Genomic DNA, 16,787 nt, shown 5'->3' with positions numbered 1-16,787 from the left:
GGCGGTCGTCGACGCGTATGAACCTATGCTGCCGCCGCGCATGCCGGACGAATATCGCAAGAACATGCGCACAGCGCTGCGGGAAACGCCAGGCCGTAAGGAGATCGAATCGAACCTCGCTCGGGAGCCGCTGAAGACGATGATGGGCTGACTGCAGGTTCCCTGGCCGGTCACTCCTTGACGTAGGCGCCTGGCTGGCGGCCGCTCTTCGGAGCCTTGGCGTCCTTGGAACGCTCGGCGATCGGCGGACCGGCGCCGGATGTCTTTTCGGTCGCGGCACTGGGCGCGGACTGACTGAGCGGGTTTTGCCCTTCGGACTGATGGGTTTTGTCCTCCACCTCGTCCTTCGACCGTGTCAGGCCCATCCCGCCGGCAGGCTTCTTGTTGCCGGCCGCCTCTTGGGAGAATTGATCCGAGGCGTGCGCATCTTTCTTGGCCGGGTACTTGGTAGCACCATGTTCGTAGCGGGTCTCGTTTTCAGTCATGGCGTGTCTCCGATTGCCTAGCGGTTAAACAGCCCTGTGACGGCCGGGTTCCAACTGCCGCCCGTGCTCCCACTGCCGGCATATGGGATATCTGCAAACGGACGCGGCGCCCGCTGGCGCGGCTGCCGATATTCGGCAATCCTCAGATCGTCTGCGTCAGTCAGGCCTCTTGCCATGGCGTGTGCAGGATATCGGCGCCCGGCTGCTCGTCGAACAGGACCGCGCAGCCGCGCTCCCACGCCACCGGCGACAGGGCGTTGGCCACGATTTCGTCCGGCGAGATGAAGTCCCCGGTCAGCACCCGCAACTCTTCCACGGCTTTGGCCATCGACACCAATCGCCCGGCGGCGCGGCCGGTCGTGCAAGCGTTGATGACGGAAATGAGATCGATCATTTCGAAGTGGCCCATCGAGGCCTCCGCAAACAGCGTCCCTTTCCGGCTATGAACGTCGTAGCGATCGACAATGTTCCCGGCCTGGTCGAACGAAGTCAGCTTTCCGAACCTGCCGTCAACCATTCGGCTTCAAGCGCAGTGCGTGCTCTAGGCCTGGTCTACCCTGTCCTTGAGCTTGCTTAGGAATGCCACCAGAGCATCCTCCGGCCGATTGGCCTCCTCGGTCAGCATGTCGATGCCCCAGCATCCGAGGACCGCTTCCTGGACGACGCTCGGTTGCGGCATGAACACGAACGATTTCGGACGGTTCTTTTCGTAGCCGGACCGGCGCCAGGTTTCCCAAAGCCGATACAGCAACAGACGGATGTTCATGTCGGACATGCTGTAGCCGATGAACAGGATGGTGCGCCCCAGTGCGTCGGCGCGAAACTTCACGTCCAATGGCGACTCGAACGAGAGCCGCTCGAAATAGTCGGACTCCGCCAGGACCAGAGATGCATCGTCGTCGAAATCGCCGTGGTATTTGATGATCTGGGCAACCTCGCCTTTCACCTTTGCGATATCCTTGGCATTGGCCACTTTTACGAATGGGCGGTCGTGGATTTCGAACGCAACCTCAAGGTTCCGATCATAGTTGGTGGTGTAGATGATCGGGAAATCGAGTGACACGATCAGCTTGTGGATCGCCGATCCCTTGACTTTTTCCCGCGAGACGCTCCATTCGCGATCCATCCAGCTGCGCAAGGGACCGAGACCCCCATTCTTCAGCCGGTAATATTCGGCAAGAGCCTGGTAGCTGGGTTCAGGCCTGTCGACCGTGTCGCGGTCGAGGCCGAGTTCATCCTCCATATGCTCGATGAGCTTCTGCCAGGATGGCAGGCCGACGCTCATCGACACCCCCGCCCCAACGAACAAGATCGCTCGTCGCTCTTTCACGGACTGAGCCAGTTGCTCGAGTGCAGACGGCATGGCCAACTCACCAGGCAATGATCCAACACAACTGCGAAAGGCGTCCTCTGTTCCAGAGAAGCGGATCACCGCCAAGTCTGTTCAGAAAATCGGGGGTGTTCAGCAAATCGGGCGCAGGCTGGAACCGCTGAGGCAGATCGAAGTTTGGTTGTCAGGGAGATGATGATGGCCGCACGACGAGATCAGACGCCTGCCAAAGCGAGAGGCGATATCCAGGCCGGGGCGACGCAGGACAAGACCCCGGGGTTCGACCCTGCCGCCGCGCCTGAAGTGACCGACGCCGAAGCGGCAGATGTGCCGAGCCCTGTCGCCGAGGCTCGCCCACGGCGACAGCCAGAGTTCACGAATGAAGCAAGCTTCGGCGATGCGATGCGGCCGGTAGGAAGCGAGCCTGATCTTCAGCCTCGCAGCAACTGGCCGGTGCTGGTGATTGCCGCAGTCGTTCTCGTAGCGGCCGCGGTCTTCGTGATAGCAGCCATGCTGCGCTAGCGAGGTACGTTTCGAGAGCTATTCGTACCCGAGGGCAAGGTCATTGTGAGCATCTGTCGCGGCGATCGCAGCCTGGCCAAAAGCGACTGCGATCTGGTTTAGGGCTTTGACCAGGTCGCCGATGGCATACACTCCATCGACCGAAGTCCGCTGATGCTTGTCGACCACAACATAGCCCTCGTCGCAGCATTCGATGCCCATTGCCAGTGCGAGCTCGGAACGCACCCGGCATCCCATCGCCGGATAGATGACGTCGAAATGTCGCACCTCGCCGTCCTTAAGGATGGCCTCGTAACCATTGTCGGCCGGAACAAACTTTTTGAACGTGTCGCAAATGGCAATGTTCTCTTCCATGGCCACGCGCCGTGTGCTGGCGGAAAAATCGGGTAGATAGCGTGCGAGCAGTGTGACGTGCTGCGTGTACTGCTTGAGGAACAAGGCCTCTCGCAGTGCCTTCGCCTCGTGTCCGATAACCGCGACCCGACGATCTATGACTTCATAGCCGTCGCAAACCGGACAGAGGCGTAAGCTGCCTCTGGCGATGGCCTCGCCCAGACGCGGAATTGCAGGCACGACGTCGACGATACCTGTCGCCAGGAATATCTTGCGGGCGACGATCCGCCCCGCGTTTGTCTCGGCACCAAATCCGCCTACGGTCGGCTCGATCGATGACGCCTGATCCTGCACCAGTGTCGCTCCGTATTCGGCGGCCTGAGCGCGAAGGCGTTGCAGAAGATCGGGGCCGCTGACCCCTTCCGGAAATCCCGGGCAGTTACGGCTTTCCGCAATCAGCATCGCGCGCGACTCGCCCGCGTCGACCACAATGACCCGATGACGAAACCTGCCGAGATAGATAGCGGCCGCCAGCCCCGCAGGTCCGCCGCCAACAATGAGAACATCCGCTTCAGTCGCGGATGAGGCTGAATGTCGGCGTTTGCGCACGGATTGATCCATCCGCGCCGAACGCACTCATGGGAAAGATGTTCCAGCGCCGAAATCGAAAGCCGCGACATCTGTCGCGGCAAGGCGTCACCATTCGATCGCCGGCCGCGCGATCATCAGCCAGAAAATCCCGAGGACGGCAGCAAAGGCGGGAAAGCCAAAGGCGAACCACAGCCAGAAAAGCCTGACATACCGGGCCGGCAGCGGGCCCCCCGTTTTGGCGGCTTCGGACGCCAGATTGCGCATCTCCATCTGCATCCATACCACCGGCAGCCAGAACACACCGGTGACGATGTAGAGTGCGATGGAAAGCACGATCCAGCCTTCGGAGAGCGCGTAACCCGCCTGCCAGGCGAGCGCGACGCCGGTTATCGGCTGCGCCACGACGGCAGTTGCTGTGAAGAGAAAGTCGGCGACCACTACGATGCGCGCCACTGCCGCAATTGTTGCTACATTGCCGGTCCTGTGGGCGAGAAGCATGAAGAAGGCAATGCCGGCGCCGGTGCCAAGCAGCACGCTGGCACCGATGACATGCAGGAACTTCAGCACGAAATAGAGCATCAGCGCTCCTCCAGAATTGCCAAAGCAACGAAGTGAAGGACGATGATCGGCAAGACCTTCAGGAACGGCCCAAGCGGTTCGTTCCACAGGTCCGGGCGCAGGAAAGTGCCCACGATCAGATAGAACAGTGAGAGCGCGATGCCGGCGTAGAGGCCTTTTCGCGCCGTTGGCCGCCAGGCTATGAGTGCGCCGACGACGACGTCGGCAAGAGCGCCGGCGATCACGGCAGGCGCCGACAACATGCCAGCCCCCGTGCTTTGCATGAGGCCGATACCGTTGCCGTAGCCAGTAGTCAGCGAAACAATCCCCGTCACGATCCAGAAGAACGGCAGGACGACGAAGATTGCAGGCTTGGCGAAATAAAGCCCGGCGAACCATTTCTCCTGCACCGTTGCCGGATTGAGCGCGAGGAACTGCGCCAAGCTTTGAGGGTGTATGCCGGTCAAGGAAATCCAGTCCGAGGGATCTCCGACCGCCCCTCGCGTGATCTCCTTGGCGGCATTGGTGCGCATCGGAGGTCGCCAGCCGAGCATCGCGGCAAGATCGCCGAGGCGGTAGAGAAATCGGGCAACCCATCCCGGCAAGACAAGCCTGGCTGCGGAACCCCAGCCGAGCCAGCGGCGAAAAGTGCCGACAATCTCGTCCATGGTCAGCTGTTCGGGACCTGCAAGTTCCAGCGCCATACGAGACGGACTGCCGGGATTGAGAAAGAAGAGCACCGTCGAGACCACATCCTCGAGTTGCACGACCTGTAGCCGGCCGGTATCGGGCATTGACGGCAGCACCGGCAGCGAGGCCAGACCGCGAAACAATGCACTGGCCCCAAACACAGGCCGGCCGAGCACCACGGAAGGGCGAAGGATTATCCAGTCCAGATCAAGTGCCATGAGGGCCTGATCGCCAGCATATTTCGTCGCCGAGAACGACGAAGGCTGTGCCCGATCGACACCCATTGCCGAGAAGTGGATCACCTTGGCAACGCCGGCCCGCGCGCAGGCGAGAAAAAGAGCCGCCGCAGCATCGCGATGAACTTGCCCGGTCTTTTCGCGAGGGCTGTCCTGCAGCACGCCGGCACAGTTCACGACGGCATCGATGCCGGCCAGATGCGGCAGCCAATCTTCAGGGCGTAGCGCGGTCGCCATGTCCAGCACCAGCAACTGGTAGTCGCGGGCCGCATTTTCCCGAGGGATACGGACGATGCCGACCACCTCATGTCCTTCGGAAACGAGGCGGGAACAGACCGAAGCGCCGATCAGGCCGGTGGCGCCAACAACGAGAATTCTCATCGGACCCCGGTCTCCGGTAGCGGTGACCACGAGACCATTGCCGTCCTATTCGGCGCGTGTCTCCTCGATGCCGTCGATGATGTTCCGGCGCTGCGAAAACACACCTCTCCCAGGCAGTTGTTCAAGGGTGATGGTGACCACAGGCAGTCAAGTCGAAGACCGCGACGTTTACTGGTATTTACAGTGCGCGCTTGTAGCGTTGCTTCCACACATTGTCCTCCCAGCGCCGAACGGACCACGAGACTGGTGTGCAACTTGAAATAGAGCACATCATGGTTGCGTCAACTGAACCGCTGACGGACCTGCGCGATCATTTTGGCAGTCCGGCATGAGCTGTATGAATGCGCGAGAGACGAGCGCGGCCACTGTCCGGCAACGCGGAACAAACCACCGATGACGGGATTAGGAAAGCACCAGGAGGCCTATTATGGACCGGGAAGAGCGTATCAGGCGGCGAGCCCATGAAATCTGGGAGCGCGAAGGCCGTCCCGAAGGGCGGGAGCGCGAGCATTGGGATCAGGCCGTGCAAGAGATCGAGGCAGAGGATTCCGAAGCAGAACGTGGACCGGTCGTGCCTGACCCGACCGTTGGCGCCGACTCCGAACCCGATACGGGCGGCGCCCGAGCTAACGGCAAGCCGATCTCTTGACCGGCTGTTCGGCACGGAAAGGAAACGCCATGCCTCGTCTCGCCATGCCTCGTCTGATCGCCTGGATCGTGATCGTATTGTCGGTAGTCTTCATCGGTTGGCTATGGATCGACCAGACCGGGCGGACGAGCGACGGGACTCAGCCTGCGCCCCATGCAATAGACCAGGACGGATGATGAGGCAGTTGAACTCGGCAGGACCTGCAAGTTTTCGCAGCAGACGCGATCCTCGCTAATTCGAGGACGCGGGATCCTCATTCCTGTACTCGTGAATGAGGCCAAGGATTTGCGATCGGACTAGCTCGCGAGCCTCGGGCTGAACGAACGGCATCAAGAGTTCGACGCGCTCCTCGACCTTCTCGGGAAGATCCGCAGCAGGATCGATGAGGTCGTTACCGTGCGCGTAGAGATTTTCCGTCAGTTTTTTGTCGAGGTCGGAAAAAATGCCCATCGATCTGCTCCAAGCCAGCTTCTCTGCTTAAATTGAAGGCTGGCGAAAATGTTCCCCGGATGATCGATCACAACAGCTCCTTCTCCGGCCGAACGCGGGGCTAGTCCGGTCCGTCGGGGATGTGAGGAGGGGCCACGAACAGTAAGGGCAAATGCGCATCTCCATACCGGCCCGCGGCATGTGAAGCGCCGCAGCAGCGAGGCCTGACACATGACCGCACCGATCACATGCCCTCGACGTTCGAAAATCCACTTGCATCAACGGGGGGCATCCACACATGACGCTTTTGACGTGATGCGGATTACCTGTTCCGACCCCAACTAGGACGCTCATTGTTTGGCGCTGAGCGTCGGCAGTTTAGTGAAAAGCGATCCGTCAAAACCTTACCTGACTCGCCCGTTTCAGTCAGGATCAAATCCGGATGAGAAAGCACCAAGTCGGCTTTGGGGCGGGAAAACAGCGCAAGCGTTATCACTTTGGTCGAGCCCGCGGAGAAACTGGCCTATGGCTTTCTAAAGAAGCCGGACAGAATATTCGGACCCACTTCGCCGGGCCGCAGTCTAATCCCGTCCTCGAAGCAGTTCAGGGTCACGCACTGGAAGCCGCTGTGCGCGAGGAGTGCCACCAGCGAGTCACGGTCGAAATGGTGCAGGTGCTCGTTGGGGAGACGCATACGCCACGTTCGGAACCACGCGTCGCCGGCGGTGCCGAGCTCGCGCCAGCGGCAATAAGGGACGGCGACGGCCAGGTAGCGGGCCTGAAGGCGGGCGAGGAAACCCAGGTCCGGGATGTGCTCAAGCACGTCGAACATGGCCACGAGATCCCACGAGCTGGCGAGAGCCTCATCCCAATCGACAAAGCGGACGCCCTTGGGCAGCGGAAACCTGGCGATGTCGCAGCCGGCGCAGTCGGTGACCCCGGTCATTTTCGCGGCTTCGACGAATGTGCCCGTGCCATACCCAATCTCCAGGACCGACCGAGGAATTTGGCTGGTGATTCCCAGCACCCAGCCAAGTCGCTGATATCCTAGCTTGATGGTCCGGTCACTCAGGTCCTCGTAATAGGAAATGTATTGCTTGTCGTACTTGATCAGTGTGAAGTCGATCTGGTGGATCACGCCAAACCCGTCGACCTCGTAGTTGTCCAACATTAGCGTGCGGCCTCCGGCTTCCGATTTCCTTACATGGCAGAGCTAAACGCGACGTAACCGGACAACTGAGCGGTTCCGGTATTCGGGCGGTAGCGGATCGGCCCCTTTAGCCATATGGCTCCCAATCACGGACGGTCAGGTTCCGGCCCAGACTGCCGGGCGGCAATGCCTCTATCTCTGCCGGAGAGATCACCTTGCCGCTTCCTGAAAGCAGAGATAGCAAGCGATCACGCTGGCGATTGCCATGACGCCTCGCGTGCAATAGGCCTTTGCCGGGAAAGCTCAGGGAGGATTGCCGTGACAGGTACAGCCGGGACATGGCGCGTCGGAATCCTCTTTTCGCGCAGCGGCATCACTTCGGTCACCGAAAGCGAGCATTTCTACGGAACCGCCTTGGCCATCGAGGAGATCAATGCCGGCGGCGGCGTGCTGGGGCGGCAGATCGAGCCGATCGCCTACGATCCGGGCAGCGACCCCGAGGCGTTTCGTTCGCTGGCCCGCAGGCTTCTGACCGAGGACGACGTCAACGTCATATTCGGCTGCTCGATGTCTGGCAGCCGCAAGGCCGTGCTGCCGATTGTCGAGCGCTACAACGGCCTGCTCTGGTATCCTTCGATCTACGAGGGCTTCGAATATTCGGAGAATGTCCTCTATACCGGCGCCACGCTCAACCAGAATACCTTCGCGCTGGCCGACTTCATCCTGCAGCGCTACGGACCGCGCGTGTTCATGGCCGGGTCCGACTACATCTATCCGCATGAATCCAACCGGGTCATGCGCGATCTCCTGGAATGCAAGGGCGGCACGATCGTCGAAGAACAGTATGTGCCGCTCGATGCCGACGAACACCGGATGCGCCGGCTGATGGCCGATATCGAGAAGGCCGCGCCGGACGCCGTCTTCTCGACGGTGATTGGGCGCAGCGCGCAGATCCTCTACAGGCTCTATGCCGAGGCAGGCATCGATCGGACACGGCGTCCGATCGCCAGCCTGACCTTGGCCGAAGGCGAGATCCGCGTGATCGGCGCCGAGCACTGCACCGGCCATGTGCTGGCGGCTCCTTACCTTGCGACGGTCGACAGCGGCGAGAACCAGCGCTTCGTCGGCGAGCTCGCCCGCCGGTTCGGCGACCGGACGACCGCGACCATGTGGTCGCAGACGGCTTATACGCAGGTCCACCTGTTCGCCCGCGCGCTGGAAAAGGCCGGAACCCTCGACACCTTTCGCCTCGGACAGGCAGCGCTCGAGGTCGACTATGCGTCGCCGGAGGGACGCATGATGTTCGACCAGGAAAACCGCCACGTCTGGTCGACGCCGCGCATCGGTATCGCCAACGCCACCGGGCAGTTCGATATCGCCTGGCAGTCGCAGGCGCCGATCCGGCCCGACCCCTATCTCGCCTCCTCTCGTTTCGAAGAGCCTTGGCTTTAAATGACGGCAACGCTCAAACGCATTCTCAACGACCTGCGGCAGGCGAAGATCCTGGTCATCCATCCGAAGGACGAGGATGGCGCCGCGCTGGTCGATCACCTCCGGCGCCTAGGCTGCGAAGTCCGCGCGGCGTGGCCGCCACCGGCGTCGATCCCGGGCGACATCGACACGGTGTTCGTGCAGGTCGGCGAAGCGCCGACCGATGCCATGGTGTCGCTGATCGAAGGCGCCAATGCTGCCGTCGTCGCCATCGTCACCTATGAAAGCCCCACCTCGATCAAGGCGATCATCGATCTCAACGCGCACGGCGTCATCACCAAGCCGCTCAGGCAGCTCGGCGTGCTGACGCAATTTGCGCTGGCCCGTTACCGCTGCGGCTATGAAGGGCGGCTCGCCAACAAGGTACGCAAGCTTGAGGATACGCTCAAAGGTCGCCGCACGATCGAGAAGGCGGTCAAGGTGCTGGTCGAGATGAACGGTGTCGACGAAGAGACCGCCTACAAGCTCATCCGCGACCAGGCGACATCGAAGCGCGTCGCGCTGGTTTCGGTGGCCGACGGCATCCTCGCCGCGCAGGAAGCGATGCGGACCTTCGGCTTCGGCATTTCCGCGCAAGCCAGCCAGAAACAGCCGAATGACCGATAAGGCGTTGGCGGCCGATCACGGCAAAAGCTTCTCTCAAAATCTGATTTTATTGGTTTAAGCCGAACCATTTCCGATCGCTTGCGGCCGCGATCTTTGGCTCTTGACGCGACCTCCAGCCTGTGCAACTTTTTAACAGCACGAGCAGGTTTGCTCATCGGCAGGAATGCCGTTTCACATTGATGGCTATGCAGCCCTTGGTTCGCGGATGACTTCCGCGCCAGGGGTTTTTTGCGTTTGGAGACAGGCTTTGACGACACAAGCGAAAGCGACGGCGGACCTGCGTCTGGCCTGCATCCAGTTCCAGCCGGCGATCGGCCGGCTGGACGATAATCTGAAGTCGATGGAGCGATTGATCCGCCAGGCTGCCGGTCTCGGCGCATCGGTGGTGGTGCTGCCCGAGCTTGCCGACAGCGGCTATGTCTTCGACAGCCAGGACGAGCTGGCCGCGCTCGCCGCCCCCATTCCGGATGGCCGCAGTGCCATGCTGCTGTGCAGCCTGGCAAACGAACTCAACCTGCACATCGTCAGCGGCCTTGCCGAGTGCGACAGCGACCGGTTCTTCAACGCGGCCATGCTGTGCGGACCATCCGGTCCTATCGGCACCTACCGCAAGCTGCATCTGTGGAACCGCGAAAAGCTCTATTTCCAGCCGGGCAATCTCGGCCTGCCGGTGTTCGATACCGCGATCGGCCGGATCGGTGTTGCGATCTGCTATGACGGCTGGTTCCCCGAGACCTACAGGCAGCTGGCGCTGAAGGGCGCGGAGCTGGTCTGCGTGCCGACCAACTGGGTGCCGATGCCGGCCCAGGGTCAGCATCCCGAGCCGATGGCCAACATCCTGCACAAGGCGGCCGCGCACAGCAATGGCATCTACATCGCCTGCGCCGACCGCGTCGGCACCGAACGTGGCCAGCCTTTTGTCGGCAGGAGCCTGATCGTCGGCCCGACCGGCTGGCCGATCGCTGGCCCTGCCAGCGAAGCCGGCGAGGAGATCCTCACCGCCACGATCAACCTCGGCGACGTCGCCCAGGCCCGGGCGCTGAGCGAGCGCAACGACGCCATCGGCGACCGCCGCAGCGACGTCTACGGATAGTCAAGAAGAAGCCGGCATCACCCGGTACGAACAACGCAAAGAAAGGGGAATACCATGAAAAACAAAGCACTGATCGTTGCATTTGCCAGCGCCGCACTGGCCACTTCCGCCTTCGCGGCGGACGGTCCGATCAAGATCGGCATCCCGGTCGGCCTTTCTGGCGCCAACAGCGTCGTCGCGCCCTCGGTCGTGCAGTCGGCGGAGCTGGCGGTCGTCGAGATCAACGCCGCCGGCGGCGTACTCGGACGCCAGCTTGCGCTGGAGATCGCCGACGACGCCTCCAGTGCCGCAGGCGCGCAGAAGGCCTTCGATTCGCTGGTCTTCCAGAAGGAGGTCAGCGCCGTCATCACGATGGAGACGAGTGCGGCGCGCAATGCCGGCCTGCCGATCATCACCAAAGGCGACATCCCCTACATCTACACCTCGTTTTACGAGGGCAAATCCTGCAATGCCAATTTGTTCGTCAACGCCTGGGTACCCGAACAGCAGGTGCCGCCGATCGTCGACAATTTCATCAAGACGCAGGGCGCCAAGAAGTTCTTCCTGATCGGCTCCGACTACGCCTTCGGCCGCGGCATGCTGGAGTTCGCCAAGGCCTATATCGAGAAGTCGGGCGCCAGCGTCGTCGGTGAAGAATATTTGCCGATGGAAGGCAGCGACTGGACGGCGATCATCTCCAATCTGAAGAGCTCCGGCGCCGATGCGGTGATCACCTCGACGGCCGGCGGCGCGCCGAATGTCACCCTGACCAAGCAGTTGCGCGGCGCCGGTGTCACCATCCCCTATGGCAATCTCGCGGTGGACGAGGGAACCGCCAAGAGCATGGGCGCGGACGCAGCGGGAATCTTCATTTCCGCTTCTTATGTGACCAGCATCGGCAGCGACGCCAACAAGAGCTTCCTTGCCGCGATCGAGAAGAAGTTCGGCGCCGAACTGCGCACCCCGAACGACCTCTCGGTGCCGGAATATGAAGGCATCTATCTCTACAAGGCCGCGGTCGAGAAAGCCGGGACGACCGACACCGCCGCGGTGCTTGCAGCACTCGCCGAGGTATCCTTCACCGGCCCGCGCGGCACAGTCTCGATGAGCAAGCAGCACCACGCTCCGCTGACCATGTATCTCGGCCAGGTGAAGGCGGACGGTTCGGTCAGCGTGGTCGACAAGTTCGAAGGCGTCGACCCCGGCGAACAGTGCCCGAACCTGTAGCCGCACCTGTCATCGCAACGGGGGCGGCGGCCCTGCGCCGCCCCGTTCCACACTAACGGGAACCTGCCATGACGCTTCTCCTGGACATGGTGACGACGGCGGCGATCCTGTTCATCGTCGCCGCCGGCCTGCTGGCGATCTTCGGGGTGCTGAAGATCATCAATTTCGCCCATGGCGCCTGGCTGACGATCGGCGCCTATTGCGCGGTGGCAGCCGCCGGCCTTGGGCTCAATCCCTGGGCGGCGCTGCCGATCGCCTTTGCCGTGGGAGCGATCCTCGGCGGCATCACCGAGCTGGTCATCGTACGGCCGCTCTATCGCCGTCCGCTCGACGCCATACTGGCGACCTGGGGTCTCGGCATCGTCATCGGCCAGCTGATCACGCTGTGGTTCGGGCGTGACGTGCAGTTCACCCCCAATTTGCTGTCCGGCACTGTCGATGTGTTCGGCGTCGGCTATTCGCTCTACCGGCTGTTCGCGGTCGCCGCCGCGCTAGTCATCGGGATTGCCTTCACCTTCTTTCTCGAAGGAACGCGGCTAGGCCTGTCGGCGCAGGCGGTGATCATGAACGAGACGCTGGCGCGCGCGCTCGGCATCGACACCGCGCGCGTGCGGCTGGCCACCTTCATGGTCGGCACCGGGCTGGCGGCACTTGCCGGCGTGTTGCTCACGCCGCTGACCAGCGTAGACCCGAACATGGGCGTGGCCTGGCTGATCGGCTCGTTCATGCTGGTCATGGTCGCCGGTTCGTCCTTCTCGACTTTAGCCATAGCCTGCCTCGTCTTCGGCGGCGCACAGGTTCTGGTCAGCACTTTCGTCAGCCCCATTTTTGGCGGCATCACGGTGGCGGTCCTCTGCGCCCTGGTGCTGCGCATCAGCCCGAAGGGATTTGCCAGTGCCTGAGAGCCGTTCCATTCCGCCAAGGGTCTGGCTGCTTGCGGCGCTCGCGCTTGCGGTGGCGGTCGTCGTCATTATCGGGCCAGCGCTGTTCGACCGGTTCACGCTCAATGTGCTGACCCGCTCGATGATTTACGCCATGCTGGCGGTGACTGTCGACATTTTGTGGGGCTATACCGGCATTCTGACCTTCGGCCAGGCGGCCTTCTTCGGGACCGGCGCCTATGCCAGCGCCATGGTGCTCAGCCATCTCGGCGCAACCCCGGCGCTGTTGGCACTGGCGCTCGCGCTGGCGATCATCGTGCCGGTGTTGCTCGGTGCCTTCGTCGGCTGGTTGTCATTCGGCCACGGCTCGACTCCGCTCTATGCGACGGTGATTTCGCTCGTCGTGCCGATCGTGGTCACGCAGCTGGTGTTTTCGGGTGGCGTGTGGACCGGATCGAGCAGCGGGCTGGTCGGCTATTCCGGCCTGCCGCTCGGCTTGCCGGGCTATTTCCGGCTTACCGGCATCTGCCTCATCGTCACCACCGTTGTCGCCCTGGTCTTCACCCGCTCGGATGCAGGCAAGCTGCTCGTCGCCATTCGCGACAATGAAGCGCGCTGCGCCTATCTTGGCCTCGATCCGCAGCGGTTGAAGATCGTGCTGACAACGATCCTCGCCGGCGTCGCCGGCATTGCCGGCTTCCTCTATGCCAACGCGTCGGGTGTGGTGGCACCTGAGAACACCGGCTTCGTCTTCGGCACCGAGATCGTCATCTGGACGGCGCTGGGCGGCCGCGGCACGATCATCGGGCCGGTGATCGGCGCGATCGGCATCGATTACCTCAGCGCCCAGCTTTCCGGCGACCTGCCCTTCCTGTGGAACCTAGTGGTCGGCGCGCTGTTCGTCGTGATGATCATCCTGTTGCCGAACGGGCTGGCGCAACTGGCCAGGATGGTCCTGCCGCGCCGCAATGAAGAGCAGACCGGTTAATCGGGTAGCCCTACCCTCGCCGCCGAACCGGCCGGCAACGGATCGGAGGCTGGCAACCGCGTGCTCGCCGTCAGCGGCCTCGGCAAATCCTTCGGCAGCCTGCAGGTGCTGCAAGGGATCGATCTCGACGTTCACCCCGGCGAGCTGGTCAGCCTCGTCGGTCCGAATGGCGCAGGCAAGACGACGCTGATGCGCTGCCTGAGCGACGGCACCGAAGCCACGACCGGAACCGTCACCATCGCCGGCCAAGACATCAGCAGCATGACACCGGATGAGATCGTCGCGCTCGGCGTCGGACGCAAGTTCCAGGTGGCGAGCGTCTTCGACAGCCTGACCGTCGCCGACTGCCTGCGCATGGCACGCGCCTCGCGCAACGGGCCGAGCCTGCTGCGCCGCTCCGCCACGCTTGGAATGCCGGCGGCCGCCGCCGACATTCTGCGCTCCACCGGGCTCGACCGCATGCTCGGCCGGCCGGTGTCACTGCTGTCGCATGGGCAGAAACAGAGCCTCGAACTCGCCATGGTCGTAGCACTCGAGCCAAAGCTCATCCTGCTCGACGAGCCTACGGCCGGGCTGACCAAGGTCGAGCGCACCACCATTGGCGCGACGCTGCAGAAGCTGACCGGCGAGCTTGGCTTTGCCGCCATACTGGTGGAGCACGACCTCGATTTCGTCCGTGACATCTCGACCAGGATCGTCGTTCTCCACCAGGGCAAGCTTGTCCTCGACGGCAGCGTCGATCAGGTCGTCAATTCCGAAATGGTCAGGACGATCTATTCGGGAGGCGCCCATGCTTGAGGTCAGACAGGCAGAGGCCGGAATCACCCTGCCGAAACTGTCGTTGTCGAACGTGTCGAGCGGCTATGGACCAGTTGCCATCGTCGAGGCGCTGTCGTTGGCCATCGCGCCCGGACACATCTTTGCGCTGATGGGCAAGAACGGCATGGGCAAGACCACCGTGCTGAAAACCATCCTCGGCTTCGTGGCGCTGCGTTCGGGCGACATCCGCCTCGACGGCACTTCGATCGGTGGTGTTTCGCAGGCCTCGCTGATTGCGTCGGGAGTCGGTTATGCGCCGCAGGAGCAGGCGCTGTTCCAGGATCTCAGCGTGCGCGACAATCTGCGCCTCGTCTTGCGCTCGGATCGCGGTTTTGCGCAAGCCGTGGAACGGGTTTACGAGCATTTTCCGTTCCTCAGGGAGCGCTTGTCGCAACGGGCCGGAACGCTGTCCGGCGGCGAGCAGAAGATGCTCATTCTCGGTCGCGCGCTGATGCTGCGGCCGAAGCTGTTGCTGATCGACGAGATTTCCGAGGGCCTGCAGCCCTCAGTCGTCGAACGCATCGCCGCGGCACTCAGGGAGGAGCGCAGGACGAACGGCACGACAATCCTGATCGTTGAGCAGAACTTGCCCTTCGCCCTCGGCATCGCGGACAGCTGGGCAGTGCTGAAGCTCGGCCGGATCGACGATGCCGGCGATGTGACGGCGGGCACAGCGGCCCGCGTTCTTCAGCACCTGAAGATCTAAGACACGCGCGTCCGGAAGCGAGGTCGCGGCACGAGCATTGTCCGCGTTGTGGACGGCAGCAATGCGCCCAATTTCGGCCGTAGAGGTAACCTTGCCTCGCCCGGAAGCAGACATCGCGGTAACAATGCTGGAGGTCGCGGTTGCACCATTTGCTGACTTTCAAGGAGCCTCTCCAAACCTGGCGTTCACGTTTCGGACAGATACGACCTTTTCTAACTTCTTGCAGTGGATTCTCCGACAAAAGTAGATGTTCGAGACTTTGCAAAGCAGGCATTGGTGGCATAGGTCCGTTCCGCATCAGCAAACAGAATACACGCACTAGAGTATCCGAAGCGAAGCAGATGTACGATGGCAACATTCTAGATACGCGTTTCAGAGATTTTTTTACAAATTGATTAAACAGTGCTCAACACCGACTGGTTGAGAATGCCCTACCTATGGGAGTTCAAGCTGATTAATGAGAGACCGTTCTGGATCAAGTTTGCGCACGACTTCAATCGCCACGCCTTTTCCTTGAACGATCCCCGCCTCAATGTCGGCCAAATAATGGATACCTGCCAGGAAGCGAGATCGTCCCGCTTGCTGAGACATCAACTCGAGCGGGGCTGCCCTCTTGGGCAGGTAGGACGCGAGCACATGGGACGCTGCAGTCGAAATGACGGAGTGACCCGATGGGTAAGATGGGAAGTTGGGATTTGGAATTACTGGCTCTATTTTGCTGTAAACCTGAGACGGTCGCGGCACTCCGAACGTATATTTATCCCGCCAGCAGGCGATCACAGCATCATTGACGGCTATCATCGTCGCCCCAACGATGAACAGCTTTTGACCGAGGTCGAGATCGCTGGCGTCCAACTCATTCAGCGCGATTTGAGCCCAGTGTCCTGGCGGCGTAAATGTGCCGGTGCCGTCAGCCCAGTAAAGTACTTGCGCTCTTTCTGCCGGCGATAGATTGGAGACTGCATTCCACACCAGGTCGGCTTGGCGGTCGAGCCTCCCGTAAGCGTCGGGTTTCTTCGATTGAAACTTCTCTGGGTCTCCGATGAGAAGCGGGCGGACATTGCCCCAATCGGGCCGCAAGGGGTCTGATCCTCGATCAGGATACCACTGCCCTGAAGGCGGTGGGAGGCCGACGCCTCCGCCGCTCCGCTTCCACAGTCCGTCGAGGAGCCGTGCGACGTCTTTCAGGACTATGAGCATATCCGGCTCAACTTTTGGTCCGCCTGCCGCGCACGAAACCGCCAGGACCGGATAAGGCGCCCAGAGTAGCGTGCGGCTGGTCTGCTCTTGCGCCAATCCCAGGAAAAGATCGGGCACTATTCTCGCCGCTTCTTCAGACCCGAATTTCAACGCCGCATGCCGATATATCGCGTCGCTTCCAATGGCGAATGCCGCATAGAGACGACTCGCAAGGGGTGGGTCGAGCCGGTTGCGGGCAACGAACTGGAATACGGCGTTCCATCCGCATCGGTCGAGACGGGAATCCGCATGGGCGGGGGCGATTGCTGCCACGATCGCGGCACACAGAACCCACAATCCAATAGCGGAGACAAGACAAAATCGTCGAACGCAGGACCGTCCAACCAGACTATTGCTGCCTCCCTTTGCAGCATCAGAGATGCTTCTTGGAATGGACATCTGCG

Annotated in this window: 17 protein-coding genes and 1 pseudogene; 9 read left to right on the top strand and 9 right to left on the bottom strand. The window is 61.8% G+C overall.

Annotated features, from left to right (window positions below):
- Window positions 1-170: 170 nt before the first annotated feature.
- The 3 genes from EOA78_RS16275 to EOA78_RS16265 all read right to left on the bottom strand — a co-directional run bounded on the left by EOA78_RS16275 (window position 171) and on the right by EOA78_RS16265 (window position 1,770).
- Window positions 171-485, bottom strand: coding sequence for a hypothetical protein (locus EOA78_RS16275; protein ID WP_127316000.1), 315 nt, complete (start codon window positions 483-485; stop codon window positions 171-173).
- 160 nt (window positions 486-645) lie between these two features.
- The gene (locus EOA78_RS16270) at window positions 646-1,002 is read right to left on the bottom strand and encodes a hypothetical protein (protein WP_348628488.1); all 357 of its coding nucleotides are present in this window, start codon (window positions 1,000-1,002) and stop codon (window positions 646-648) included.
- Window positions 1,003-1,026: 24 nt separating this feature from the next.
- On the bottom strand, window positions 1,027-1,770 hold the full coding sequence (locus EOA78_RS16265) for an SIR2 family protein (protein ID WP_348628487.1): 744 nt from the start codon (window positions 1,768-1,770) through the stop codon (window positions 1,027-1,029).
- Window positions 1,771-2,013: 243 nt separating this feature from the next.
- On the opposite strand from EOA78_RS16265, the gene EOA78_RS16260 reads away from it, so the two are divergent.
- Window positions 2,014-2,337 (top strand): hypothetical protein, encoded by a 324-nt coding sequence (locus EOA78_RS16260; RefSeq protein ID WP_127315998.1) that lies wholly within the window; start codon window positions 2,014-2,016, stop codon window positions 2,335-2,337.
- An 18-nt stretch (window positions 2,338-2,355) separates the two neighbouring features.
- Here the strand turns inward: EOA78_RS16260 and EOA78_RS16255 are convergent, their stop codons facing one another.
- The 3 genes from EOA78_RS16255 to EOA78_RS16245 all read right to left on the bottom strand — a co-directional run bounded on the left by EOA78_RS16255 (window position 2,356) and on the right by EOA78_RS16245 (window position 5,126).
- A complete protein-coding gene (locus EOA78_RS16255) occupies window positions 2,356-3,279 on the bottom strand; it encodes an NAD(P)/FAD-dependent oxidoreductase (protein WP_245477526.1) in 924 nt (307 codons plus the stop codon).
- Between the two features lie 87 nt (window positions 3,280-3,366).
- On the bottom strand, window positions 3,367-3,840 hold the full coding sequence (locus EOA78_RS16250) for a DUF2269 family protein (RefSeq protein WP_127315996.1): 474 nt from the start codon (window positions 3,838-3,840) through the stop codon (window positions 3,367-3,369).
- Window positions 3,840-5,126, bottom strand: coding sequence for an SDR family oxidoreductase (locus EOA78_RS16245; RefSeq protein WP_127315995.1), 1,287 nt, complete (start codon window positions 5,124-5,126; stop codon window positions 3,840-3,842). The genes EOA78_RS16250 and EOA78_RS16245 overlap by 1 nt, the downstream gene beginning before the upstream one ends.
- Window positions 5,127-5,553: 427 nt before the next feature.
- Here EOA78_RS16245 and EOA78_RS16240 point away from each other — a divergent pair, with 427 nt between their 5' ends.
- On the top strand, window positions 5,554-5,775 hold the full coding sequence (locus EOA78_RS16240) for a DUF2934 domain-containing protein (protein WP_127315994.1): 222 nt from the start codon (window positions 5,554-5,556) through the stop codon (window positions 5,773-5,775).
- A 231-nt stretch (window positions 5,776-6,006) separates the two neighbouring features.
- Here EOA78_RS16240 and EOA78_RS16235 read toward each other — a convergent pair whose 3' ends face one another.
- A complete protein-coding gene (locus EOA78_RS16235; protein WP_127315993.1) occupies window positions 6,007-6,225 on the bottom strand; it encodes a hypothetical protein in 219 nt (72 codons plus the stop codon).
- 502 nt (window positions 6,226-6,727) lie between these two features.
- Entirely contained in the window at window positions 6,728-7,375 is a 648-nt protein-coding gene (locus tag EOA78_RS16230) for a class I SAM-dependent methyltransferase (RefSeq protein WP_127315992.1), read from the bottom strand.
- 297 nt (window positions 7,376-7,672) lie between these two features.
- Between EOA78_RS16230 and EOA78_RS16225 the strand changes: the two genes are divergently transcribed.
- From EOA78_RS16225 to EOA78_RS16195, 7 genes and pseudogenes are all read left to right on the top strand, one after another.
- Window positions 7,673-8,806, top strand: a complete 1,134-nt coding sequence (locus EOA78_RS16225) for a transporter substrate-binding domain-containing protein (RefSeq protein WP_127315991.1) — start codon at window positions 7,673-7,675, stop codon at window positions 8,804-8,806.
- The gene (locus tag EOA78_RS16220; RefSeq protein WP_127315990.1) at window positions 8,807-9,451 is read left to right on the top strand and encodes an ANTAR domain-containing protein; all 645 of its coding nucleotides are present in this window, start codon (window positions 8,807-8,809) and stop codon (window positions 9,449-9,451) included.
- Between the two features lie 247 nt (window positions 9,452-9,698).
- The gene (locus EOA78_RS16215) at window positions 9,699-10,544 is read left to right on the top strand and encodes a nitrilase family protein (RefSeq protein WP_127315989.1); all 846 of its coding nucleotides are present in this window, start codon (window positions 9,699-9,701) and stop codon (window positions 10,542-10,544) included.
- 54 nt (window positions 10,545-10,598) lie between these two features.
- Window positions 10,599-11,750, top strand: coding sequence for a substrate-binding protein (locus EOA78_RS16210; RefSeq protein WP_127315988.1), 1,152 nt, complete (start codon window positions 10,599-10,601; stop codon window positions 11,748-11,750).
- A gap of 68 nt (window positions 11,751-11,818) precedes the next feature.
- A complete protein-coding gene (locus EOA78_RS16205; RefSeq protein ID WP_127315987.1) occupies window positions 11,819-12,652 on the top strand; it encodes a branched-chain amino acid ABC transporter permease in 834 nt (277 codons plus the stop codon).
- Window positions 12,639-14,417: pseudogene (locus EOA78_RS16200) on the top strand (ATP-binding cassette domain-containing protein). The gene EOA78_RS16205 and the pseudogene EOA78_RS16200 overlap by 14 nt, the downstream one beginning before the upstream one ends.
- Window positions 14,410-15,144, top strand: coding sequence for an ABC transporter ATP-binding protein (locus tag EOA78_RS16195; protein ID WP_127315986.1), 735 nt, complete (start codon window positions 14,410-14,412; stop codon window positions 15,142-15,144). The pseudogene EOA78_RS16200 and the gene EOA78_RS16195 overlap by 8 nt, the downstream one beginning before the upstream one ends.
- Before the next feature lie 435 nt (window positions 15,145-15,579).
- On the opposite strand, the gene EOA78_RS16190 is transcribed toward EOA78_RS16195, so the two are convergent.
- Window positions 15,580-16,656, bottom strand: a complete 1,077-nt coding sequence (locus tag EOA78_RS16190; protein WP_164783785.1) for a vanadium-dependent haloperoxidase — start codon at window positions 16,654-16,656, stop codon at window positions 15,580-15,582.
- Between the last annotated feature and the right edge of the window lie 131 nt (window positions 16,657-16,787).

This window comes from Mesorhizobium sp. M5C.F.Cr.IN.023.01.1.1, assembly GCF_003997585.1.
Classification (GTDB): domain Bacteria; phylum Pseudomonadota; class Alphaproteobacteria; order Rhizobiales; family Rhizobiaceae; genus Mesorhizobium; species Mesorhizobium wenxiniae.
Note: the sequence above shows the minus strand (reverse complement) of the source record. Positions and strands in the feature narration are given on the sequence as shown.